Origin of the sequence: Nesterenkonia halobia (assembly GCF_039536005.1) — a bacterium.
In the GTDB taxonomy this organism is placed as follows: Bacteria; Actinomycetota; Actinomycetes; order Actinomycetales; family Micrococcaceae; genus Nesterenkonia; species Nesterenkonia halobia.
In genome coordinates, this window is the sequence record NZ_BAAAYG010000005.1 from 404,900 (window position 1) to 428,035 (window position 23,136).

Here is a 23,136-nt window from a genome sequence, read left to right on the forward strand (position 1 = left end):
GTCGTCGCGACGCGCGGCCGCGGGGCGTTCAGCCCTTCCGGGCGGCGACGGCGGCGTCGTAGAGCTCGCGGGAGGTCGCCCCGTGCGCGGCGGCGACCTCCTTGGCCGCGGCCTTGACCTTCTCTCCGGCCTCGGCCCGGCGCAGCACCTCGGCCACCAGGTCCTCGTGGGAGGGCGCCGCCTGCTCCGCGGCGCCGCCGATGACCAGCACCACCTCGCCGCGCAGCTGCCGGGAGGCGGTCTGCTCGGCCAGCTCGGCGAGGCTGCCGCGCAGCACCTCCTCGTGCTTCTTGGTCAGCTCCCGGCACATCGCCGCGCCGCGCTCGCCGCCGAGCTGCTCGGCGCATTCGGCCAGCGTGGCCGCCGTGCGATGCGGGGACTCGAAGAGCACCGTGGTCCATTCCTCGGCGGCCAGCCGATGCAGCAGCCGACGGCGGTCGGCGCCCTTGCGCGGCATGAAGCCGGCGAAGGTGAACCGGTCGGTGGGCAGTCCGGAGAGCGCCAGGGCGGTGGGCACCGCCGAGGCTCCGGGGGCGGCGGTGACCTCCACCCCCGCCTCGACGGCGGCGGCGACCAGCCGGAATCCGGGGTCGGAGACGGCCGGCATCCCGGCGTCGGAGACCACCAGCACCCGGGCGCCGGCGGCGGCGCGCTCGACCACCTCCGCGGCGCGGGAGGCTTCGTTGTGCTCGTGCAGGCTGACCAGCCGCCCGGTCGGGCGCACGCCCAGCGCCTGGCACAGGTGCCGGGTGCGGCGGGTGTCCTCGGCGGCGACGATCTCGGCGCTGGCCAGCAGCGCGCGCAGCCGCGGGCTGGCGTCGGAGAGATTGCCGATGGGGGTCGCGGCGAGCACCAGCGGCACGTCCCAGAGACCGGCGGGGACGGCGACGGCGGAGGTCTCGTGCTCGTCCTCGGCAGCGTCCTCGGAGGCATCGTCGGAGGCGTCGTCGGCGCGGTCGGCCGGGGCGTCCTCCGGGGCGTCCTCCGGGGCGTCGTCCTGCGGTCCGCCCCGGAGCTCGTCCTGCGCGTCGTGGTCGGACATGGCGGCGGCCTCCATCGGCGGGCGGGTGCGGGAGCGTTCCGGAGATGCGTCGGCGACGTCGCGATCGTCCGGAGTGGGAGCGCCGAGGTCTCGGAGCTCGCCACGTAGCATACCCACCGTGACCCGCCAGACTCCCATCGTCGCCGCGACGGATCGCGCGACGTCGACCGAGGCCGCCCGCGGCGCCCGGCGCGCCCGGCTGCTCCGTCGACTGGGCGCCGAGCCCTTCCGCCCGGGCCTGTGGGGCGTCTGGATCCCGGCGCTGGTGACGATGCTCGCCGCCGCGCTGCGCGTGCCCGGGCTGGCACGTCCGCATGAGCTGATCTTCGACGAGACCTACTACGCCAAGGATGCCTACGCCCTGCTGCAGGCCGGCTACGAGCTCTCCTGGCCGGAGGAGGCCGACGAGGCCTTCCTCGCCGGAGCCCCGGCCCCGGAGGACGAAGCCTCCTTCGTGGTCCACCCGCCGCTGGGCAAGTGGCTCATCGCCCTGGGCATCCGCGCCGTGGGGGCGGATTCCGCCGTGGGATGGCGGATCGCCTCAGTGGTCGCCGGGGTGCTGACCGTGCTGCTGGTCGCCCTGATCGCGCAGCGGATGTTCCGCTCGGTCTTCCTGGGCGGGGTCGCCGGCGTGCTGCTGGCGGTGGAGGGCCACCACCTGGTGATGAGCCGGGCGGCGCTGCTCGACATCTTCCTCTCGCTGTTCGTGCTCGCGGCCTTCGGCGCGCTGCTGGCCGACCGCTGGCAGGGACGACGACGGCTGGCCGAGCTGCTGGCCCGCGCCCCGGAGGCCGGGGGCGGGGACGGCGGCCGTGCCGGAAGCCGGCGCGGTCCGCTGCTGCTCTGGCGCCCGTGGCGGCTGGCCGCCGCCGTGCTGCTGGGCTGCGCGACGTCGGTGAAGCTCTCGGCGCTGGCCTTCGTGGCCGTCTTCGGCGTGCTGGTCGTGCTCTGGGATCTGCAGGCCCGCCGCGCGGCCGGGCTGCGCGGCTGGTCGAGCGCCGGGCTGCGCGACGGGCTGCTGGCCGTGGTCACCGTGCTGCCGCTGGCCGCGGTCACCTATGTGATCACCTGGACCGGATGGCTGGTCACCTCCGGCGGCTGGGGGAGGACCTGGCATCTGACGCATCCGGCCGAGGGCCTCGGGCAGCTGGTGCCCGGGCCGCTGCGGTCGCTGTGGCATTACCACGTCTCCATCCTCGAGTTCCACGAAGGGCTCAGCGACGGGCACGATTACGCCTCCTCGCCCTGGACGTGGCCGTTCATGGGGCGTCCGGTGTCGATGCACTACGAGTCGATCGAGGCGGGGTCGTCGGGCTGCGGGGAGGCGGCGTGCTCGCAGGCGGTGCTCGACCTGGCGAACCCGGTGATCTGGTGGGGCGGGCTGGTCGCCCTGCTGGTCGTCGTCGCCCTGTGGCTGGGGCGTCGGGACTGGCGCCACGGGGCGATCCTCTCCGGGGTCCTCGCCGGATGGGCGGTCTGGCTGTTCTTCCCCGCCCGGACGATGTTCTTCTTCTACACCGTCGCCTACGAGCCCTTCCTGATCCTGGCGCTCGTCGCCGTCGCGGCCCTGGTGATGCGCCGTGGAGCCTCCCGCGCCGGCGGGCGTCGACCGGGGCGCGCGGGGTCGTCTCAGCGTGCGGCGGCGCTCGTGCTGGCCTTCGTGCTGCTGGCGACGGCGGCCTCGATCTTCTTCCATCCGCTCTGGACCGCGGAGCTGATCCCGACGGACCAGTGGCAGTGGCGCATGTGGCTGGAGTCCTGGGTGTGAGTCGCTCGGCCGGTAGAGTGGCGACTGTGACTGCTGACGCCCCGATCACCGAGGCCGCCACCGAACAGGTGGCGCATCCTGACCCGGCGACCAACGTGACCGACGGGGTCCTCGCCCTGTGCGAGAGCGACCCCCGATGCCCCGTCTACGCGGTGCCCAACGGCGTCGGCGGCTGGGTGGACGTGACCATCGACAGCTTCGTGGGACAGGTGCGTCGCACTGCTCGAGGGCTGATCGGCCTCGGCGTGGGCGTCGGCGACCGTGTGGTGGTCATGGCCCCGACCAGCTACTGGTGGGCGGTGATCGATCAGGCGATCTGGTTCGCCGGCGGCGTCTCGGTCCCGATCTACGAGACCAGCTCCCCGCAGCAGGTGGCCGACGTCGTCCGCCATGCGGCGCCGCGGCTGGCGCTGGTCGGCGGCGCGGAGATCGCCGAGACGGTCCGTCGCGGCGTCGAGGCCGCCGCGGAGGGGGTGCGGGTGCTGGCCGTCGACGGCGACGCGGCGCTGCGCGCGATCGCCGCCCACGGCGACGGCGTCGACGAGGCGACGCTGGAGGCGGCCCGCTCGGCGGCGCGCCTGGACGACGTCGCCACGCTGGTCTACACTTCCGGGACCACCGGCCGGCCCAAGGGGGTGCGCATCACCCACCGCAACCTGGCCGAGGGGGCGGCGAACATCGTGCCCTTCGCCCGCGACATCCTCGGCGAGGGGCCCTCGCGCACGCTGATCTTCCTGCCGCTGGCCCATGTGCTGGCCCGGGCGGTGCAGCTGATCTGCCTGCACCACGGCATCCAGGTCGCCCACAGTCCCGGCGCCGCCCGGCTCACCGAGGACCTGGCCAGCTTCCGCCCGGAGTGGATGCTCGCGGTGCCGCGGGTCTATGAGAAGGTCCACCAGTCGCTGCAGGACGCCGCCCGCGACGCCGGCCGCAGGCAGATCGCCGAGTCGGCGCGGCGCACGGCGGTGGAGTACTCGCAGGCCCGGCAGCGGCAGGCCGACGGCGGGGACGGCCCCTCGGCGGCGCTGCGGGCGAAGCGCGCGCTCTACGATCGGCTGGTCTACCGCCGGCTGCGCGACCGGCTCGGCGGGCAGATCCGCTATATGGTCTGCGGCGCCTCCGCACTCAGCCCGGAGATCGCCCACTTCTTCACCGGAGCCGGTCTGCCGGTCCAGGAGGGCTACGGACTGACCGAGTCCACCGCCCCGATCACGTTGAACATCCCCGGGGCCACGCGGCTGGGAACTGTGGGGCTGCCCGTGCCGGGCAGCACTGTGCGCGTGGCCGACGACGGGGAGGTCCTGCTGCGCGGATCGGTGGTCTTCGACGGCTATCACCGCGACGAGCGGGCCACTGCGGAGGCCTTCGACGACGCCGGCTTCTTCCGCACCGGCGACCTGGGCGCCCTGGACGAGGACGGATACCTGGCGATCACCGGCCGGAAGAAGGAGCTGCTGGTCACCGCCGGGGGCAAGAACATCCACCCGGCGCCGTTGGAGGAGCGGATCCGGCTGTGCCCGCTGGTGGCGCATGCGGTCGTCGTCGGCGACGATCGGCCGTTCGTGGCCGCGCTGATCACCCTCGACGCCGAGGCGGTGGCCTCCTGGAGCGCCGCGGCCGGCCACGAGGAGATGAGTCTGGGCGAGGCCGCCGAGCATCCCGCAGTGCGCGAGCAGGTGCAGCAGGCCGTGGACGCGGCCAACGAAGCGGTCTCTCGGGCGGAGTCGGTGCGGACCTTCCGGATCCTGCCGCTGGAGTTCAGCGAGGAGACCGGGCACGTGACGCCCTCGCAGAAGCTGCAGCGGCACCGGGTGATCGCCGACTGCGCCGAGGAGATCGAGGGGATCTACTCCCGCTGAGCTCGCCGGGCGCCGACTGTGCGGCGGGCAGATCCCGTCTGTCCCCGTCCAGTTGGGCGGGGCCACCATCCGTCCCCGTCGTGTTCCGATGTCCTGGTCCACCTGGACGAGGTCCGGCGAACAGCACGGGGCGGATCGGTCGGGAGGAACAGCACGGGCGGATCGGCCAGAACCGAGCGGTGGTCCGGGGCCAGTCGCTCGGCGCCCCGGGGAACCGGATCCGACGTCGTTGGCCGGGCCGGCGGCGACGGCGGCTAAGCTGGGGTGCTGTGAGTGATGAAGCTGCGAGCGAGCCCGCTGTCCGCGAACCGCATCCCGTCGTGCCCGGCGAGACCCCGCCGGTCTACCGGCCCCAGGAAGCCTCGGCCCCCGAGGACGAGTCGCCCCGGCGCGATCCGGCCGAGGAGAACTCCGGCCGCCGTCGGCGTCTGGAGTACCCGCCGGCGCCCGAGCCGCTGGCAGTGCCGGTGATCGACAACCACGCTCATCTGGACTTCCGCGACGGTCAGGCGGCGGTGAGCGTCTCCGAGGCGCTGGACGCCGCCGCGTCGGTCGGCGTCGCCGGGGCGATCAACGTCGGCTACGACGTCGGCTCCAGCGAGTTCTCCGTCCGCGCCGCCCGCCAGGACCGTCGGCTCAAGGCCGCCGTCGCGCTGCACCCCAACGACGCCCCGGAGCTGGCGGCCGCCGGGACGTACGACGACGCACTGGCCCGCATCGCCGAGCTGGCCGGCGACGAGGAGGTCGTCGCAGTCGGCGAGACCGGCCTGGACTACTTCCGCACCGGCGAGGAGGGGCGTGCCGCCCAGCGCCGGAGCTTCGCCGATCATCTGCAGCTGGCCGCCGAACGGGGCCTGCCGGTGCAGATCCACGATCGCGACGCCCACGGCGACGTCGTCGCAGTGCTGCGGGACGCCCCGCGGCTGCCCGAGGTGGTCGTCTTCCACTGCTTCTCCGGCGACGCCGAGCTCGCCCGCATCTGCACGGAGAACGGCTGGTACATGTCCTTCGCCGGCACGGTGACCTTCAAGAATGCCGAGTCGCTGCGCGAAGGGCTCGACGTCGCCGATCCCGAGCTGATCCTCGTCGAGACGGACACCCCGTTCCTCACCCCGCACCCGCACCGCGGCCGGCCCAACGCTCCGTATCTCATCCCGCAGACGATGCGGCTGATGGCCGAGCGGCGCGGCGTCGAGCTGGATGCGCTGTGCCGGCAGGTCATGGACAACACCGTCCGGGCCTACGGAGCCTGGCTGTGAGCGGCCCGGGCGACGGCGCCGCGGGCGGCGAGCTGCTCAGCGCGCCGCGGATCCGCGCCCTCGCCGAGGAGCTGGGGGTGCATCCCACCAAGCAGTGGGGACAGAACTTCGTCGTGGACCCGAACACGATCCGGCGGATCGTCAGCCTGGCCGAGCTCGACGGCTCCGAGCATGTGCTCGAGGTCGGCCCCGGGCTGGGGTCGCTGACGCTGGGGCTGCTGGACGAGGCCGCGCAGGTCACCGCCGTGGAGATCGATCCCCGGCTCGCCGCGCGGCTGCCGGAGACGATGGAGCAGATGCGTCCCGCCGGCGCGGGGCGGCTGCGTGTGATCCGCCAGGATGCGATGACGCTGGGGACCGACCGCGCCGACGGGCGGAGGGTCGGCGGGTCCGGCTCCGGCGGGGAGACGCTCGCCGGCGGCGACGACGCCGAGGTGGGCGCCCCGGACGTGCTGGTGGCCAACCTGCCCTACAACGTCGCGGTGCCGGTGGTGCTGCATCTGCTCCAGGTCCTGCCCAGCCTCACCAAGGGGCTGGTCATGGTCCAGGACGAAGTCGCCGACAGGCTCTGCGCGGGGCCGGGGTCGAAGATCTACGGGGTGCCCTCGGTGAAGGCCGCCTGGGACACCTCGATGCGCAAGGCGGGAGTCGTCGGCACGCGGGTCTTCTGGCCCGAGCCGCGGATCTCCTCGGGACTGGTGCGCTTCGACCGGCGCGATCCGGCCTCGGAGACGGTGAGCCGCCAGGAGGTCTTCGCCGTCGTCGACGCCGCCTTCGCCCAGCGCCGCAAGACGCTGCGGGCGGCGCTGTCCTCGCTCGCCGGCTCGGGAGTCGACGCCGAGGAGGTGCTGCGCGCCGCCGGTGTGGATCCTCGGGCGCGCGGCGAGACGCTGGAGGTCGGCGCCTACACGCGGATCGCCGAGGCGCTGCGGGACCGGGGCGACGCCGAGGACGGGTACGGCGCCGATGCCGACGCCGAGCCCGGCCCGGAGACGGGCGCTCCCTGAGATGACCCCGCCGGCGCCGTCGACGCCGCCCCGGCGGGGCCGTGTGTGGTTTCTGCTGGCCGCGGTCTGCGGCACGCTCCACGCCGCGACCAGCCTGGTGTGGGCCGCCGGCGGCGACTGGCTGCTGGCGACCGCCGGCGGGTCGGCGGCCGCACTCGTGGAGGACGCCCCGGGGTCGGCGGCGGCCGCGCTGGGCGCCGTCGGAGCGGCGAAGCTCGCCGCCGCCTGGGCGCCGCTGCTCGTCGAGCGGGCGCCCGGACGACTCCGACGCCTGCTGCGCGCCGCCGAGTGGTGCGCAGCCGTCGTGCTGCTGGCCTACGGCCTCGTCTGGCACATGCTGTTCAGCGGCGCCGGGCTGCTCGGGCTGTTCGGCGCACCGGAGGACCCCGGGGCGCTGACCGGCCACCTGCTGATCTGGGGGCCGCTGTTCTCGCTGTGGGCCGCGGCGCTGCTGGCAGGCCTGGCGCGCTCGAGACTCCCCGGCGGCGATTCCCGGCCCAGTCGGTGACCTGGAACGATTCCTCGAGAGCGGCTGGTGGTGAGCTGGACGTCGGCGCGGACGCCGTCCAGTCGCGCGCGATAGAGTGCCGGATCAGGCATATCGATCTCCCAGGAGGAACTCCCCAGGATGAGGGACAGTGAATTCTTCGGCCATGTCACCGCGGTCGCCCCCGGCAAGGTGAACATGAGTCTGCGCGTGGGGCCGCTCCGCGAGGACGGCTACCACGAGGTCGCGACCCTCTACCTGGCGGTCTCGCTGCAGGAGGAGGTCAGCGTCGTCCCGCGCGACGACGAGGCCATCACGCTGAGCCTCTCCGAACGGTCTGCGTTCACTGCCGCCCCGATCGACGACCCTGACGTGGACGACGCGTCCGCTTCCGGAGTGCCGCTGGACGAGCGGAATCTGGCCCATCGGGCGGCGTCGACGCTGCGCGGTCGTCTGGGGCTTCGCCGCGGAGTGGACATCACCCTGACTAAGAACGTCCCTGTCGCCGGAGGGATGGGCGGCGGCTCGGCGGACGCGGCGGCCACGCTGGTCGCCTGCTCGGCGCTCTGGGAGGCCGGGCTGACCAAGGAGCAGCTGGCCGAGACCGGCGCCGAGCTGGGGGCGGACGTGCCCTTCGCCATCCTCGGCGGAGCCGCCGTCGGACAGGGCGTCGGCGACGAGCTCTCCCCGCTGCTGACCCGCGGCGAGCTGCATCTGGTCATCGTCCCGGCCGCCGCGGGACTGTCGACGCCGCAGGTCTACCGGCGGCTGGACACGATGCGCGCCGAGTCCGCGGTGGAGGCGGAGGCGCCGCGGTTGGACCCCGACCTGGTGCGCGCGCTCTGCACCACCGATGCGGAGCTGATCGCCACGCTGATGGCCAACGATCTGCAGGCTCCGGCGGTCAGCCTGATCCCCTCGCTGGAGGACATGCTCGACGCGGGGCTCGTCGACGGCGCGCTGCAGGGGATCGTCTCCGGGTCGGGGCCGACGCTGGTCTTCCTGGCGCGCGACGCCGAGTCGGCCGGGCAGGTCGCCACGCGGCTGCAGGAGCGCACGTCGGTCTGGGCGATCCCGGTGACCGCTCCGGCGCCGGGGGCGCGGCTGCTGACGACCTGATCCGGCGGAGCGGGCGCGGCGAGTCGCCGTCGCCCCGTCCAGGGCCGCTGATTCTCCCTGAGCCCGCGCGGTTCAATACCCTGGAGCCCATGGCGCATCTCCTCGGAGCCGAAGGGCTCACCCTGACGTTCGGCACCCGCACCATCCTCGACGGACTGACCATCGGCATCGACGCCGGCGACCGCATCGGCATCGTCGGACGCAACGGCGACGGCAAATCGACGCTGATGCGTCTGCTGGCCGGCCGAGCCCAGGCCGACGACGGCCGGGTCACCTGGCGCGGCGGCGTCGACGTGGGCTTTCTGGACCAGTCCGACGTCCTCGACGGCGACGACTCCATCCGGCGGGCGGTGGTCGGCGAGATGGCCGACTACGAGTGGGCTTCCAGCCCGATGCTGCGCGACGTGGCCGACGGTCTGCTCGGCGGCCTCGACTGGGATCAGCCGGTCGGCGCGCTCTCCGGCGGCCAGCGGCGTCGCGTGGCGCTGGCGAAGCTGCTGATGGGCGAGCACGACGTGCTGATGCTCGACGAGCCGACCAACCACCTCGACGTCGAGGGCGTGGCCTGGCTGGCCGACCACCTGAAGAAGCGTTGGAAGGCCGACGAGGGCGCGTTCCTGGTGGTCACCCACGATCGCTGGTTCCTCGACGAGATCTGCACCACCACCTGGGAGGTCCACGATGCGACGGTGGACACCTACGAGGGCGGCTACGCGGCCTACACGCTGGCCCGCGCCGAGCGGGATCGGGCCGCGGCGGTCGAGGAGCAGAAGCGCCAGCAGCTGGTGAAGAAGGAGCTCGCCTGGCTGCGCCGGGGCGCTCCGGCGCGCACCTCGAAGCCCAAGTTCCGCGTGGACGCGGCGACTGCGCTGATCAACGACGTCCCCGAGCCGCGCGACACCGTCTCGCTGCGGCGGATGGCCACCGCCCGGCTGGGCAAGGACGTCCTCGACCTGGAGCACGTCACCCTGCGGCTGCGCGGCGAGGGCGACGAGCCGGCCGTCGCGGACGGTCGGACGCTCTTCGACGACGTCACCTTCCGGCTCGGCCCCGGCGAGCGGGTCGGCGTCGTCGGCGTGAACGGCGCCGGCAAGTCGACGCTGCTGCGCCTGCTGGACGGGCAGGTCACTCCCGACGACGGCCGGATCAAGCGCGGCCGGACCGTCCAGACCGCGATCCTCTCCCAGGAGGTCGAGGAGCTGCGGAAGAAGGCGCATATGCGCGTCCACGAGGTGATGACCGAGGAGAAGAACGTCTTCGTCGTCGGCGGCAAGGAGCTCTCCGGCGCGCAGCTGCTCGAGCAGATCGGATTCAACCGCAAGCGCCAGTGGACCCCGGTGAGCGACCTCTCCGGCGGCGAGCGGCGGAGGCTGCAGCTGCTGAAGCTGATGACCGGCGAGCCGAACGTGCTGATGCTCGACGAGCCGACCAACGATCTCGATACCGACACGCTGGCCTCGATGGAGGATCTGCTCGACGACTGGCCCGGCACGCTGGTGGTCGTCAGCCACGACCGCTATCTGCTCGAGCGCGTCACCGATCACCAGGTCGCGCTGCTCGGCGACGGCTCGGTCCGCCTGCTGCCCGGCGGCGTCGAGCAGTACCTGCGCATCCGGTCGGGCAGGGAGGCGGCCCCCGGCGAGGCGGCCCGCACGTACCGCGGGCAGACCAGCGCCGAGGCCGGCGCGACGGCCTCAGGGCGTGGGTCCGCCGCCGCACCGGCAGGTTCGGGGGAGTCGGCGAGCTCGGCGGCGCCCTCCGACTCCGCGTCCGCGGGCGGAGCCGAGGCCGCCGACGGCGCCTCCGCGGCCGAGAAGCGGCAGGCCCGCAAGCAGATGCAGCGGGTGGAGAAGCAGATGGAGAAGCTCTCCTCCCGGCAGCGCCGGCTGCACGAGGAGATGGCCACCGCCTCCGAGGCCGGCGACGTCGACCGGCTGCGCACGCTGCAGGCCGAGCTCGACGACGTCGACGCCCAGCTCGGCGAGCTCGAGGAGACCTGGCTGGAGGCCGGCGAACTGGCGGAGTGATCTCGCCGCCGCACATTCTGCGGATGATCATGACGCCATGATCCGGCGATTTGTCGACGCTGACCGGAAGGATCCGTCCGCGGCACCCTTCACGCCGATGTATTTCCTCCTGACCTGCGGTTGGTCGGGAATTCACGCCGATGCGACAGCCTCGTGCGGGTCCGATGATCACCCATCGGACCACCGCACACGAAGGGACGCATCCGTGAATCCAACGCGCACTCGAGCACTGCGCACGAGCCTCGGCGCCGCCCTGGCCGGCGTCACGCTCCTCGCCGCACCGGCCGCCGTCGCCGATCCCGGCGGACAGCCGGGCGGCCCCCATCGCGGCGGGGACTGGAACCAGGAGGCCTTCCGCGGCGACGTGGAGGTCGTCCCCGGCGACGACGCTTCGGCCACGACGTTGAGCGGCGTCGTCTTCGACGATGCAGACCGCGACTCCACGCAGGACGCGGGCGAGCGCGGCATCGAGGGAGTGTCGGTCTCGAACGGCCGCGACGTCGTGACGACGGACTCCGAGGGCCGGTACGAGCTGACTGTCGAGCCGGGGATGGACGTCTTCGTCACCCAGCCGCGCGGCTATCAGGTGCCGGTCGACGAGGACAACGTCGCCCAGTTCTCCTACACGCACCTGCCCGAGGGGTCTCCGGACCTGAAGTACGGCGGGATCGAGCCCACCGGCGCGCTGCCGGAGGCGGTGAACTTCCCGCTGGCCTCCAGCAAGGCTGCCAAGCACCCGCTGCAGAACTGCATCATCGGCGGCGACATCCAGCCCTACACTGCCTCCGAGGTCGGCTACGCGGCCGCCGGGGCCTTCACGGATCTGGCCGCCCGTGAGGACTACACCTCCTGCGGGGCGCTGTTCATCGGCGACGTCGTCGGCGACGACTTGTCGCTGTACTCGGGGGTCCGCGAGCAGACCGCCCGGCTCAACGGGCCGGCGCGGTTCCTGCCGGGCAACCACGATCTGGACTTCGACGCCGCGACCCGCGAGCACTCGGTGGACACCTACCGCTCGGAGTTCGGTGCGCAGTACTACTCCTATGACGTCGGGAAGCTGCACGTGGTGGCGCTGAACTCGATCGAGTACCCCGTCGGCGACAGCTACAACGGCTCGTTGGGCGACGAGCAGCTGGAGTGGCTGCGCCGGGACATCGCGCAGACGCCCCAGGACCGCACTGTGGTCGTCGCCTCGCACATCCCGCTGCTCGACTACGCAGACCAGGACAGCACGAAGCACCAGGTCGACGAGGTCGCCGAGATCCACGAGATCCTCTCCGGCCGGGAGGCGATCGCCCTGGGCGGCCACACCCACAGCATCGAGAATCTCCGTGCCGGCGACAGCCTCGCCGGCTGGCGGGAGAACTTCGGAATCGAGGAGCTGCCCTTCACCCACCTGACCGCCGGAGCGATCTCCGGCGACTGGTACTCCGGCGAGCTGCTCGACGCCGGCTACCCGGCGGCCATCCAGCGCGACGGCGGCGTGCCCGGCGTCGTGACGCTCGAGGCGCGCGGGGGACAGATCGCCGAACACTTCACCCAGCGTGGCGACGACGGGTCGAACCAGATGAACATCGGGCTGAACACTCCGTCCTATCGCGACTGGTTCGACACCTACCGCGACAGCGCCGGCGAGGCGCCCGCTCTGGAGACCGCCGGGACGGTGGCTCAGTCCGGCCTCGGCGAGACCTGGCTGAGCACGAACTTCTGGATGGGCGGCTCCGGCTCCGAGGTGCAGGTGAGCATCGACGGCGGCCCGGTCCGCAGCGCCGAGCGCACTCAGGCGATGGACGGCGAGGGCCAGCACGTCGGCGCCGAGTGGTCCGACCCGGAGGCGGTCCAGCAGCAGCTGGTCGACGGCGGCAACGTCGCCGACCGGTCCATGCACCTCTGGCGGCTGCCGATGCCGGAGGGCCTCGCCGCCGGCGCCCACACCGCCGAGGTGACCGCCGTCGGCGTCGACGGACAGGCGACGACCGAGACCTTCGAGTTCGAGGTCACCGAGTGATGCGACGCTCGTGATCCTCCGCGCACGTCCTGCACCCCGGGGGTCCGCGCGACTCTCGGGGTGCAGGACCGCCGCGCCCGACGCCCCGGAATCCCCGAGGTGCCCGGCCGCTGCGCGGATGTGAACTCCCCGCGCCTCTCATGCGAAGATGGACTGCATGCGTGCCCGCGCGTGTGGTCCGCCCTGGTGTAATGGCAGCACGCCAGCCTTTGGAGCTGTGCAGTCTAGGTTCGAGTCCTAGGGGCGGAACGGCCCCGGCCTCGGCCCCGGGCTCCCGGATCGCCGGGTTCCCGATAGGATCGAGGGGTCCTCCGCCCCCGTGTCAAGGAGCATCAGCACGTGCCCACGCTCGAGACTCGCCCCGCCGCCGTGATCGTCCTGGCCGCCGGCGCCGGAACCCGCATGAAGTCGCGGACGCCGAAGATCCTGCATCGCCTCGGGGGAGTGTCCATGATCGGGCACGCGCTCACCGCCGCCGCCGGCCTGCGGCCCGAGCACCTGGTCGCCGTCGTGCGCCACCAGCGCGAGACCGTCGCCGAGCACATCAGCTCCTTCGACCCCTCCGTGGTCCTCGCCGACCAGGACGAGGTCCCCGGCACCGGCCGCGCCGTCGAATGCGGCCTGGAGCAGCTCGCCGCCGACGACGTCGCCGCCGAGTCCGGCACCGTGGTGGTCACCTACGGCGACGTGCCGCTGCTGAGCACCGAGATGCTGACCGAGCTGGTCGCCGCCCATGAGGCCGAGGACAACGCCGTCACCGTGCTGACCACGGTGCTGGACGACGCCGGCGCCTACGGCCGGGTGCTGCGCGCCGAGGACGGCTCGGTCACCGGCATCGTCGAGTACAAGGACGCCACCGAGGAGCAGCGTGCCGTCCGCGAGATCAACTCCGGGATCTACGCCTTCGACGCCGCCGTGCTGGCCCGCGCGCTGGCGCAGGTCTCCACCGACAACGTCCAGGGCGAGAAGTACCTGACCGATGTGCTCTCGCTGGCCCGGGCCGAGGGCGGCCGCGTCGCCGCCGTCGTCACCGAGGACCGCTGGCAGGTCGAGGGCGCCAACGACCGCGTCCAGCTGCAGGCCCTGGGCGCGGAGCTGAACCGCCGCACCGTCGAGGCGCATATGCGCGGCGGCACCACTGTCGTCGACCCGGCGACCACCTGGATCGACGCCACCGTCACCCTGGACGAGGACACCACAGTGCTGCCGGGCACCCAGCTGCACGGCACGACGCACATCGGCCGCGACGCCGTCGTCGGACCGGACACCACGCTGACCGACGTCACCGTCGGCGAGGGCGCGGCGGTCACCCGCACGCACGGCGAGGGCGCGGAGATCGGCGACGGCGCGCGCGTCGGCCCCTTCACCTACCTCCGCCGGGGCACCCGGCTCGGCGAGACCGGCACGATCGGTGCGTTCTACGAGACGAAGAACGTCGAGATCGGCCGCGGCGCGAAGCTCTCCCACCTCGGCTACGCCGGCGACGCGGTCATCGGCGAGCACACCAACATCGGCTGCGGCAACATCACCGCCAACTACGACGGCGAGGCCAAGCACCGCACGGTGATCGGCTCGCATGTGCGCACCAGCTCGAACACGGTGTTCGTCGCGCCGGTCGACGTCGGCGACGGCGCCTACACCGGCGCCGGTGCGGTGGTCCGCAAGGATGTGCCCGCCGGGGCGCTGGCGCTGTCGGTGGCCCCGCAGCGCAACGCCGACGGCTGGGTGGAGCGCAGGCGTCCGGACAGCGGATCGGCCGAGGCGGCCCGTCGTGCGGCGGCGTCCTCGGACGAGCCGACGGATGCGGCGGAGTAGAGTCGAGACAGCAGCCAGGGAAGCGACCGGAGAGAAGGAAGAACAGGCATGGACGAGATCAGGCTGAGCGGGGAGAAGACCCTCGTCGTGGCATCCGGACGGGCGCACCCCGAGCTGGCGGACGAGATCGCCGCCGAGCTGGGGACCGAGCTGCTTCCGATGAGCGCCTACGAGTTCGCCAACGGCGAGCTCTACGTGCGCTCCGCGGAGTCGGTGCGCGGCAAGGACGTGTTCCTGCTGCAGTCGCACCCGTACCCGCTCAACAACTGGCTCATGGAGCAGCTCATCATGATCGACTCCATGAAGCGCGCCTCGGCCAAGCGCATCACCGTGGTCTCGCCGTTCTACCCGTATGCGCGCCAGGACAAGAAGGGGCGCGGGCGTGAGCCGATCTCGGCGCGTCTGGTCTCCGACCTGTACAAGACCTCCGGCGCCGACCGGATCATGTCGGTCGACCTGCACACCGCACAGATCCAGGGCTTCTTCGACGGACCGGTCGACCACCTCTTCGCCGTCCCGCTGCTGGCCGACCACATCAAGGCCCAGGTCGCCGGCGACGCGGTCACCGTGGTCTCGCCGGACACCGGCCGGGTGCGCGTCGCCGAGCAGTGGGCCGAGCGGCTCGGCGGGGCGCCGCTGGCCTTCGTGCACAAGACCCGCGATCTGACCCAGCCGAACATGGCCGAGTCCAAGCAAGTCGTCGGCGAGATCGAGGGCCGGACCTGCGTGCTCATCGACGACATGATCGACACCGGCGGCACGATCTCCGGCGCGGTGAAGGTGCTCAAGGACGCCGGGGCCAAGGACGTCATCATCGCCGCCACCCACGCGGTGCTCTCCGATCCGGCGCCCGAGCGTCTCGAGCAGTCCGGGGCCCGGGAGGTCGTGGTCACCAACACGCTGCCGATCCCGGACGAGAAGCGCTTCAGCAACCTCACGGTGCTCTCCATCGCCCCGATCCTCGCGCGGGCGATCCGCGAAGTCTTCGAGGACGGCTCGGTGACCTCGCTCTTCGAGGGCAACGCCTGAGCTGAGGCTGCAGGCGGCGGCTTCGCACCACCCGAGCCGCGGACATGAGCCGGTGCACAGTGCGGGTCGCCGACTACCTGGTCGGCGGCCCGCCCGGCGTCTGCGACCGGACGGCGCGCTAGCTCGGTAGGAAGCCGCGCAGCAGCTCCGCCGTCTCCGTCGGCTTCTGCGTCGGAATCTGATGGGCGACGCCGGACACCGTCGTCGCTGAGCCGCGAGGAACCCCGGCGGCGATGATCTCGGCCTGCTCCGGCGGGGCCACCGGGTCGTGCTCTCCGGCGACGGCCAGCACCGGCACGCCCACCTCGGAGAGCCGCTCGCGCAGATCGAAGCGACTCTGCACGCTGCACAGCGCGGCGTAGCTGGCATCGTCGGCCGCGCGCAGCGAGTCCAGCACCGCCTCCACCACGTGAGGATCCTCGCGGCGGAAGTCCTCGGTGAACCACTTGTCCGCGCTGCCCTCGGCCAGCGAGGCGGTGCCCGAGGCGCGGATCGTCTCGGCCCGGTCGATCCAGGTCTGCGGGTCGCCGAAGCGCGGCGCCCCGCCGACGACGACCAGGTGGGCGAAGCGGTCGGCGTGGTCGATGCCCAGCTGCAGCATCAGGCCGCCGGCCAGCGACGTGCCGGCGGCCGTCACGGGGACCTCGGCCATCCCCGAATGGCGCGCCTGATGCTCGACCACCGCCTCGACCAGCAGATCGCCCAGATCGGCCATGGTCGGCTCCGCCGGCGCATCCGTCCAGGGGGCGGAGAGGCCGTGGCCGGGCAGATCGACGCCGATCACCTGCGGGCCGGCCGCGGCGCCGCCGTCGACCAGATGCGCGGCGGTGCGCGCCCAGGTGCTCGCCACGTCGGTGCCGAGCCCCGGCACCAGGACGATCAGCGCGGTCGGTTCGGTCGGGGCGTGCAGCGTGGTGGCGCTCAGCGTGGTGTGCTCCATGGGGCCGAGTATCGTCGTCCGCGCCGTCGGCGGGCAAGGTCGGAGCCCGTCGTCGCCGGCCGGGGCGGCCGCCGGGACGTCGTGGGCGCGGCCTGGGCCGTGATAGCATGAGCGACTGTGCCCAGGCGAGGGAGCGCGGACGGCGAGGCCGCCGCGACTCCGTGATCGACGAGGCGAGGCTCGACAGCCCTCCGCATGCCGTGCAGCGTGCGATGGTCCGACGTCTTCCCCCGTCGACCCCTGGACGTCAGGACCGTCGACCAACGAAGGACACAGCATGTCGGACAAGATCATCATTCAGGCCCACCTGCGCGACGACTTCGGCAAGGGCGCCGCCCGCCGGGCCCGCCGCGAGGGGTACATCCCCGCCGTCGTCTACGGCCACGGCGAGGACCCGCAGCACCTGCTGCTGCCGAAGCACGAGACCACCCTGGCGGTCCGCAATCCCAACGCCCTGATCACTCTGGACGTCGAGGGCAAGCAGCAGATGGTGCTGCCGAAGGACATCCAGCGCGACGCCATCTACCGCAGCGTCGACCACCTCGACCTCCTCGTGGTCCGCCGCGGCGAGAAGGTCGTCGTCGACGTCCACGTCGAGGTCATCGGCGAGCCGGCCGTGGGCCTGGCCCACCTGCTGGACCAGCCGACCGTCGCCGTCGAGGCCGAGGCGACCCACCTGCCGGAGTCGGTCAGCATCGACATCACCGAGCGCACCGAGCACGCGCTGCCGGAGCTGCTGCAGCTGCCGAAGGGCACCACGCTGGCGATGTCGGACCTCGAGTCCCCGATCGTGACCATCTACGAGCCCGCCGCGCAGGACCTGGGCGAGGACGAGGAGTCCGACGAGGACGAGGCCGAGGCCGGCGGGGACTCCTCCGCCGAGGAGTCCGGCGAGGGCGAGGGCTCCTCCGAGGAGTGAGCGCTCCGGAGTCGATGCGACCCGCGGCGAGCGGGTCGATAGACTCGACTCCATGAGTTCAGAGAACTGGCTGGTGGCGGGGCTCGGGAATCCCGGGCCCCGCTACTCGCGCACCCGGCACAACGTGGGGCAGATGGTCGTCGACGAGCTCGTCGGCCGCATGGGGGCCGGCCTGGCCCGCACCAAAGTCGGTGCGCGGATGGTCGGCGCCCGGCTGCAGCCCGGCGGGCCCAAGATGCTCTTCGCCGTCTCCGAGGGCTATATGAACACCTCGGGCCAGCCGATCCGCCGGCTGATGGACTACTACGACGTCGACCCGGCGCGACTGATCGTCATCCACGACGAGGTCGACCTGGACTTCGAGCGCATCAAGCTCAAGCGCGGCGGCTCCGAGGGCGGGCACAACGGACTGAAGTCCATCACCCAGCACCTCGGCGGCGACCGCGACTACATCCGCGTGCGGGTGGGGGTCTCGCGTCCGCCGGGGCGCATGGACACCGCCGACTATGTGCTGCAGAACTTCTCCGCCGACGAGCGCAAGGCGCTGCCGCAGGTGCTGCAGCGCGCCGGCGACGCCGTCGAGCACGTCATCGCCGACGGTCTGACCGCCGCGCAGAACCGCGTGCACCAGCTCTGAGGCCGCGGCTCCGCGGAGCCGCTCCATACAGGCGACGCCGGCCCGGGTCCGCGAGGAGCGGAGCCCGGGCCGGCGTCGTCGTGTCGGGGCGGATCAGCCGTTCCGGCTGATCCAGGCGGATACCTCCCGGGCCTGCACCGCCACGAACTTCTTCATGTAGGGCTCGGCCGCCGACGCCAGCTTCTTGCCGATCAGCGGCACCGAGGTGGTCACCTCGCCGCGCACCGTCGCCAGCGTCTCGGAGTCGCCGCGGGCGTGCAGCACCTGCGAGGCCGTGGCCTTCACCGGGGCGGAGTGGATCGCGACGTCCATGTCCGAACGGCGGGAGCCGTCGGCGTCGGGGGCGGACCAGGTCTCGGTCACGGTGACCTGGACCTGACCCTTGATGACCTTCTTGGCGATGTCCGGCAGCTGGTCCACCGGCATCCGCTGCTCGGAGGTGACGGTGACGGCTCCGGCCGGATCGCCGTCGACGCCGAAGCTGATGAGCTCCGAGCCGACGCGCCCGGCCAGGTGCTCGTGGAAGTCGCGGGAGGTGTAGGCCTGCAGGATCTGCTCGGCGCCGTGGGAGATCACGGTCTCGGTCTCGAGGGCCACGGAGGGGTCTCCTTCGCTGGGGGACGTGTCCCGATCATCATAGGCGCCCGGCGGGCCGATCTGCTCTCGGCGGATCCGCCCCGAGCAGGATTCGTCGGCGTCGCGGCGGCCCCGGTCGCAGGGTGGAGTCATGAGCGACGAGACCACAGCCCCCAGATTCTCCGAGTCCGCCCGCGCCGAGATGCTCCACCGCCGCACGCTGGTGCTCGACGGCATCCTCGACGATGACAACGGCACGCTGCTGATGACGCAGCTGGCGCAGCTGGCCGCCGACGACCCCGACAGCGACGTCAGCCTCTGGATCCACTCGCCGGGCGGCTCCGTCCCGGCGATGCTGGCGCTGCGGGACCTCATGCGGACAGTGCCCTGCCCCGTCTCCACGCTCGTGCTGGGGATGGCCTGCAGCGCGGGCCAGTTCCTGCTGTCGGCGGGGACGCCCGGGCGCCGTCGGGCGCTGCCGCACGCCAAAGTGCTGATGCACCAGGGGTCTTCGGGGATCGGCGGCACGGCCGCCGACGTCGAGCTGCAGGCCGAGGACCTCCGGGCCACCCGGGACACCGTCCTCGAGGCGATCGCCCGGGACACCGGCCAGAGCGTGGAGACGGTGCGCGCCGACTCGCAGCGCGACACCTGGTTCACCGCCGAGCAGGCCCGGGCCTACGGGTTCGTCGACGAGGTCGCCGCCGACTTCGCCGTGCTGGCGCCGCAGGCTCGTCGTCGTCCGATCGGCCTGACCTCGACGGTCCTCGACGCTGCGGACCATGGGACAGGCAGTGCAGGAGGCGCGCGATGAGCAGCTACCCGATCCCGAACGTGATCACCCGCGACTCCCGCGGCGAGCGGGTCATGGACGTCTACTCCCAGCTGCTGGCCGAGCGGATCATCTATCTGGGCACCCCGATCGACTCCGGGGTGGCCAACACGATCATCGCCCAGCTGCTCCACCTGGAGTCCAGCGATCCCGAGGCGCCGATCGATCTCTACATCTCCTGCGAGGGCGGAGACCCGTCGGCGACGCTGGCCGTCTACGACACGATGCAGCACGTCCGCGCCGACGTCACCACCACCTGCGTCGGTCAGGCCTTCGCGGCCGGGGCCGTGCTGCTGGCCGGCGGGGCGGCGGGACGCCGTGCGATGCTGCCGCACACTCGGATCGTGCTGCATCAGCCGGCCATCAGCACCGGTCGCCAGGCGATTCCGGACCTCATCCTGCACGCCGACGAGCTGGTCCGCATCCGGGCCGAGATCGAGCAGGTCCTCTCGACGCACACCGGGCGCAGTCCGGAGGAGCTGCGGCGGGACACTGATCGCGACCGCGTCTTCACAGCAGGTGATGCGCTGCGCTACGGGCTGGTCGACGAGATCCTCGACGCCCGGGCCGCACCGGTGGCCGACGTCGCGGCGGAGCGTTCCGGCTGACCCGTCGGCCGGGGCCGTCTCCGGTGCCCGTCAGGCGGCGACGCCGAGCGGCGGCTCGATCAGCACGGCCTCGGCGGGAGAGCGCGGAGCCGCCGGATCGAGCGGGCGGACCGAGTCCGCGCCAGAGTCCGCGGGCGCGTGCACCGCGGAGTCGTCCTCGGCGAGCCGGGCCTCGCGCGCCGCGGAGCTCGGAAGGAAGCCCAGCACGCCCCGGCGGCCCCGCCGCAGCTCGTCGGCGACTTCCGTCGTCAGCTCGAGGAGCCCCAGCCCGAGGGCGCCGGCGACGGCGGCGATCATCTCCGAGGACGGTTCCTTGCGTCCGCGCTCGATCTCCGAGAGGTACTGCGGCGACAGTCCGGCACGGGCGGCGAGCTCGTCCAGGGTCAGCTCCTGCTCACGACGCATGCGGCGCAGCCGGGCTCCGAGAGCTTCCCGCCACAGCGGCTCCGGAGCGGCCGTCCTCGCGACGCCGCGGGCACGCGCCGAGGCCGGCGCTGCCGTGGTTCCGGTGATCGAGTCGCCCATGCGTTCACCGTAGGTCGCCGGGCGCACGGCGGGCCAGAGTCTCTGCCCAGAGCAGACGGGCCTGCCGGGCGTGCCTCAGCACCGTCGGCGAGCCTCACCGCAGACCGAGGCCGTGCGCCCCGCGAGCGAGGGACTCGGAGTCGACGTCGCCGACGACGAGGCGCTGGATGATGAAGCCGGGCATGGTCGCCAGCATCACCTGGGCGGCGGCGTCGACGTCTACGTCTGCCTCGAGCTCGCCCAGATCCCGCCGACGGCGCAGGAACTCCGCGTACTTCTCCCGCAGGCCGGTGATGCGCTCGGCCACCAGGGCACGGACGGTCTCGTCGCGCGCGGCCTCCGCCCAGGCGGCCGTGGCGACCCGGGTGACGTCGACGTCGGCCGCGGCGGCCAGCTCCTCGATCGCGGCGGCGGCCCGGCGCAGGACCTCCGGGATGCTCGGCGGCGGATCGGCGGCGATGGCCTCGTCCAAGGCGGGGGAGACCATCCCGATGCTCCGGTCGGCGAGTGCGGCGATGAGCTCGGCCTTGCCGCGGAAGTAGCCGTAGACCGCGCCCGCCGAGAGGCCGGAGGCGGAGATGACCTCGGCCATCGACGTCTTGTGGAAGCCTTGTCGGGCGACGCAATGCAGCGCGGCGGTGAGGATCTGTTCGCGGCGAGCTTCGCGCTGCTGATCGCTGAGTCGAGGCATGGGGACAACCTATAGCGAACGTTCGTTCTTGACAACGCCGGATCGGTGGATCCACTGTTAAAGAGAATGAACGTTCGATTTATATAGGAGCGAGTGTCATGACCAGCGAGGAGACTGACCGTCAGCGTGGAGGAGCAGGGTCGATCGGCCGGTCCTGGCTCGAGGCGGTCGGGTGCGTCGTGCTGATCGCCGTCGTCGGCGCGGCGGCGCTGCTGGCCTTCGCCGGGCCGGGATTGTCGGGCGGGCCGTGCGACGTCCCGCTGGCCGTCGTCGGTCCCGAGTCCGCCGTCGAGCAGGTCGATGACGAGCTCGCCGACGCGCTCGGGGCGGAGGCGATCGCCGTCGACCGCACCGAGGACGCACAGGCGGCGCGCAGCGCGGTCGAGGACCAGGAGGCTCGCGCGGCGCTGATCCTGGGGCGCGACGGCAATCGCATGCTGGTCGCCTCGGGCGCCGGACCGGCGGTGGCGCAGATCTTCGAGCGCGTCGCCGGCGATCTGCCGGAGCAGGCCGGCGGCCCCGCCGCCGTCGAGGACCTCGCGCCGCTTCCCGACGGCGACGTCCGCGGCGTGATCCCCGGAGCGCTGCTGCTGCCGACGGCGCTGGCCGGCATCGGCGCCGGGATGCTCGCTGCACGGCGGCTGGGCGGACGGGGCCGTGGGGCGGCGGTCGTGCTGGGTGCGGCCGGCGTCGCCGGTGCGACGTATGCCGGCATCCTGCAGGCCGGATTCGACGCGCTGCCGGGACCGGGCTGGGGCGCGGCGGCCGTGCTCGGTCTGGGCATGGCCGCGATCGGCCTGAGCGTGGCCGGCGCCCATCGACTCGGCGGACTGCCGGGCGCGGCGCTGATGATCGCGCTGACGATGCTGCTGGGCAATCCGCTCTCCGGGGCGCAGGCGGCCCCGGAGATGCTTCCCGGCGGCTGGGCCGAGCTCGGCCAGGCTCTGCCGTCCGGATCGATGGTCGCCGCGCTGCGAGCGGTCGCCTTCTTCGACGGGGCCGGCGCCGGCGCGGCGCTGACCGTGCTCGGCGCCTGGGCGACGGCCGGGCTGCTGGCGATGCTGCTGCCGACCCGGCGGCGGATCCGGGACCGGGTGCGTGCCGAATCCTCGACCCGGGACGCCCGGCGCCCCTAAGCTCCGGGGCATGACATCGGCGACGGCGAGCGAGGTGCTCTTCCTGCACGGGATGGGGGACGGTCCGCAGCTCTGGGACGAGCAGCGTGATCTGCTGCCGGCGGGATGGAGCTCGGCCGCTCCGGATCTGATGGCGGGCCCGCGGGCCGACGGCGCGCCGCTGCGCCTGGAGCGGGCAGTCGACGACGTCGTCGACGCTCTGGGGGAGCGGAGTGCTCCTCCCGTCCACCTCTGCGGCCACTCGATGGGTGCGATGATCGCCCTGGCCGCGGCGCTCCGGGCGCCTGAGAGGGTGGCGGGGCTGGTGCTCTGCGGCGGCCAGGTCCGCCCGCCGCCGGCGGCGATGGCGGCGCAGACCTGGCTGCTGCGCGTGCTGCCCGCGTCGACGATCGCCCCGGCCGGGTGGTCGCGCCGCGAGGTGCTCGACGCCCACCGCGAGGTCGCCGCCTTCGACGCCAGGGGCCGGCTCGGCGAGATCGGCAGTCCCGCCCTGGTGCTCTGCGGAGCCGGGGACCGAGCCAACCGCCCCGCCGCCTCGGCGCTGGCCGCCGGGATCCCGGGTGCCCGCCTGCAGATCATCCGCGGCGCGGGCCATCGTGTGCCGGCCGACCGTCCGACGGCCTTCGCTCGCGCGCTGCAGGAGCATCTCGGCGCGGCGTCGGGCTGAGCCGCGGCGTCGCCGGCCGGGACCAGGACGAAGATCAGCAGCGCCCAGCCCAGCACCGGCGTCGGCGCGGATCCAGGCCTGCTGGCTGCAGTCCCGACGTTCCCGCTGAGCGGACATATGTGCCCGCGGCCGGGCGGGGCAGTATCCTGTGGAGGTCCTCCCGACCGGGGCGCGGGATCCGTCCG

General features: G+C 73.0%; 21 protein-coding genes and 1 tRNA gene. 17 read left to right on the forward strand and 5 right to left on the reverse strand.

Translation table 11 applies throughout. The features are described from left to right. Nucleotides 1-28: 28 nt before the first annotated feature. Nucleotides 29-1,042: a 16S rRNA (cytidine(1402)-2'-O)-methyltransferase gene (gene rsmI / locus ABD652_RS08400; RefSeq protein WP_344720196.1), complete on the reverse strand. Its 1,014-nt coding sequence runs from the start codon at nucleotides 1,040-1,042 to the stop codon at nucleotides 29-31. Between the two features lie 118 nt (nucleotides 1,043-1,160). Between rsmI and ABD652_RS08405 the strand changes: the two genes are divergently transcribed. The 11 genes from ABD652_RS08405 (at nucleotide 1,161) to ABD652_RS08455 (ending at nucleotide 15,420) form a co-directional block, all read left to right on the forward strand. Further along, nucleotides 1,161-2,810 carry a dolichyl-phosphate-mannose--protein mannosyltransferase gene (locus tag ABD652_RS08405; RefSeq protein WP_344720198.1) on the forward strand — a complete coding sequence of 550 codons (1,650 nt, stop codon included), beginning with the start codon at nucleotides 1,161-1,163 and terminating at the stop codon, nucleotides 2,808-2,810. 26 nt (nucleotides 2,811-2,836) lie between these two features. After that, a complete protein-coding gene (locus ABD652_RS08410; RefSeq protein ID WP_344720200.1) occupies nucleotides 2,837-4,669 on the forward strand; it encodes an AMP-dependent synthetase/ligase in 1,833 nt (610 codons plus the stop codon). 320 nt (nucleotides 4,670-4,989) lie between these two features. After that, on the forward strand, nucleotides 4,990-5,928 hold the full coding sequence (locus ABD652_RS08415) for a TatD family hydrolase (protein WP_344720471.1): 939 nt from the start codon (nucleotides 4,990-4,992) through the stop codon (nucleotides 5,926-5,928). Next, entirely contained in the window at nucleotides 5,925-6,935 is a 1,011-nt protein-coding gene (rsmA, locus tag ABD652_RS08420; RefSeq protein ID WP_344720202.1) for a 16S rRNA (adenine(1518)-N(6)/adenine(1519)-N(6))-dimethyltransferase RsmA, read from the forward strand. The genes ABD652_RS08415 and rsmA overlap by 4 nt, the downstream gene beginning before the upstream one ends. Before the next feature lie 43 nt (nucleotides 6,936-6,978). Further along, entirely contained in the window at nucleotides 6,979-7,443 is a 465-nt protein-coding gene (locus ABD652_RS08425) for a DUF3995 domain-containing protein (protein WP_344720204.1), read from the forward strand. Between the two features lie 120 nt (nucleotides 7,444-7,563). After that, nucleotides 7,564-8,541 carry a 4-(cytidine 5'-diphospho)-2-C-methyl-D-erythritol kinase gene (locus ABD652_RS08430; protein ID WP_344720206.1) on the forward strand — a complete coding sequence of 326 codons (978 nt, stop codon included), beginning with the start codon at nucleotides 7,564-7,566 and terminating at the stop codon, nucleotides 8,539-8,541. Nucleotides 8,542-8,630: 89 nt separating this feature from the next. Then, nucleotides 8,631-10,568, forward strand: a complete 1,938-nt coding sequence (locus tag ABD652_RS08435) for an ABC-F family ATP-binding cassette domain-containing protein (protein WP_344720208.1) — start codon at nucleotides 8,631-8,633, stop codon at nucleotides 10,566-10,568. 205 nt (nucleotides 10,569-10,773) lie between these two features. Beyond that, complete coding sequence (locus ABD652_RS08440; RefSeq protein WP_344720209.1) at nucleotides 10,774-12,576, forward strand: calcineurin-like phosphoesterase C-terminal domain-containing protein; 1,803 nt, start codon at nucleotides 10,774-10,776, stop codon at nucleotides 12,574-12,576. A 177-nt stretch (nucleotides 12,577-12,753) separates the two neighbouring features. Further along, nucleotides 12,754-12,825 (forward strand) — tRNA-Gln (locus ABD652_RS08445). Between the two features lie 90 nt (nucleotides 12,826-12,915). After that, on the forward strand, nucleotides 12,916-14,391 hold the full coding sequence (gene glmU / locus ABD652_RS08450) for a bifunctional UDP-N-acetylglucosamine diphosphorylase/glucosamine-1-phosphate N-acetyltransferase GlmU (RefSeq protein WP_344720211.1): 1,476 nt from the start codon (nucleotides 12,916-12,918) through the stop codon (nucleotides 14,389-14,391). Nucleotides 14,392-14,439: 48 nt separating this feature from the next. Then, on the forward strand, nucleotides 14,440-15,420 hold the full coding sequence (locus ABD652_RS08455; protein ID WP_153143177.1) for a ribose-phosphate diphosphokinase: 981 nt from the start codon (nucleotides 14,440-14,442) through the stop codon (nucleotides 15,418-15,420). 118 nt (nucleotides 15,421-15,538) lie between these two features. On the opposite strand, the gene ABD652_RS08460 is transcribed toward ABD652_RS08455, so the two are convergent. Next, the gene (locus ABD652_RS08460) at nucleotides 15,539-16,360 is read right to left on the reverse strand and encodes an alpha/beta fold hydrolase (RefSeq protein WP_344720214.1); all 822 of its coding nucleotides are present in this window, start codon (nucleotides 16,358-16,360) and stop codon (nucleotides 15,539-15,541) included. Between the two features lie 277 nt (nucleotides 16,361-16,637). Between ABD652_RS08460 and ABD652_RS08465 the strand changes: the two genes are divergently transcribed. Together ABD652_RS08465 and pth are read left to right on the forward strand one after the other, a co-directional pair. Further along, on the forward strand, nucleotides 16,638-17,279 hold the full coding sequence (locus ABD652_RS08465) for a 50S ribosomal protein L25/general stress protein Ctc (protein ID WP_344720216.1): 642 nt from the start codon (nucleotides 16,638-16,640) through the stop codon (nucleotides 17,277-17,279). A gap of 52 nt (nucleotides 17,280-17,331) precedes the next feature. Further along, the gene (gene pth / locus ABD652_RS08470; RefSeq protein ID WP_344720218.1) at nucleotides 17,332-17,916 is read left to right on the forward strand and encodes an aminoacyl-tRNA hydrolase; all 585 of its coding nucleotides are present in this window, start codon (nucleotides 17,332-17,334) and stop codon (nucleotides 17,914-17,916) included. Between the two features lie 93 nt (nucleotides 17,917-18,009). Here the strand turns inward: pth and ABD652_RS08475 are convergent, their stop codons facing one another. Continuing rightward, nucleotides 18,010-18,513, reverse strand: a complete 504-nt coding sequence (locus ABD652_RS08475; protein WP_170289538.1) for a DUF2505 domain-containing protein — start codon at nucleotides 18,511-18,513, stop codon at nucleotides 18,010-18,012. A gap of 130 nt (nucleotides 18,514-18,643) precedes the next feature. Between ABD652_RS08475 and ABD652_RS08480 the strand changes: the two genes are divergently transcribed. Together ABD652_RS08480 and ABD652_RS08485 are read left to right on the forward strand one after the other, a co-directional pair. Continuing rightward, nucleotides 18,644-19,306 carry a ClpP family protease gene (locus ABD652_RS08480; protein ID WP_344720222.1) on the forward strand — a complete coding sequence of 221 codons (663 nt, stop codon included), beginning with the start codon at nucleotides 18,644-18,646 and terminating at the stop codon, nucleotides 19,304-19,306. Continuing rightward, complete coding sequence (locus ABD652_RS08485) at nucleotides 19,303-19,932, forward strand: ClpP family protease (RefSeq protein WP_344720224.1); 630 nt, start codon at nucleotides 19,303-19,305, stop codon at nucleotides 19,930-19,932. The genes ABD652_RS08480 and ABD652_RS08485 overlap by 4 nt, the downstream gene beginning before the upstream one ends. Nucleotides 19,933-19,962: 30 nt before the next feature. Here ABD652_RS08485 and ABD652_RS08490 read toward each other — a convergent pair whose 3' ends face one another. After that, nucleotides 19,963-20,457: a helix-turn-helix domain-containing protein gene (locus tag ABD652_RS08490; RefSeq protein ID WP_344720226.1), complete on the reverse strand. Its 495-nt coding sequence runs from the start codon at nucleotides 20,455-20,457 to the stop codon at nucleotides 19,963-19,965. 94 nt (nucleotides 20,458-20,551) lie between these two features. Next, on the reverse strand, nucleotides 20,552-21,148 hold the full coding sequence (locus tag ABD652_RS08495; RefSeq protein WP_344720228.1) for a TetR/AcrR family transcriptional regulator: 597 nt from the start codon (nucleotides 21,146-21,148) through the stop codon (nucleotides 20,552-20,554). A 98-nt stretch (nucleotides 21,149-21,246) separates the two neighbouring features. Between ABD652_RS08495 and ABD652_RS08500 the strand changes: the two genes are divergently transcribed. Together ABD652_RS08500 and ABD652_RS08505 are read left to right on the forward strand one after the other, a co-directional pair. Continuing rightward, the gene (locus ABD652_RS08500; RefSeq protein ID WP_344720230.1) at nucleotides 21,247-22,284 is read left to right on the forward strand and encodes an ABC transporter permease; all 1,038 of its coding nucleotides are present in this window, start codon (nucleotides 21,247-21,249) and stop codon (nucleotides 22,282-22,284) included. A 10-nt stretch (nucleotides 22,285-22,294) separates the two neighbouring features. Further along, complete coding sequence (locus ABD652_RS08505; protein WP_344720232.1) at nucleotides 22,295-22,951, forward strand: alpha/beta fold hydrolase; 657 nt, start codon at nucleotides 22,295-22,297, stop codon at nucleotides 22,949-22,951. The last annotated feature ends 185 nt before the right edge of the window (nucleotides 22,952-23,136 follow it).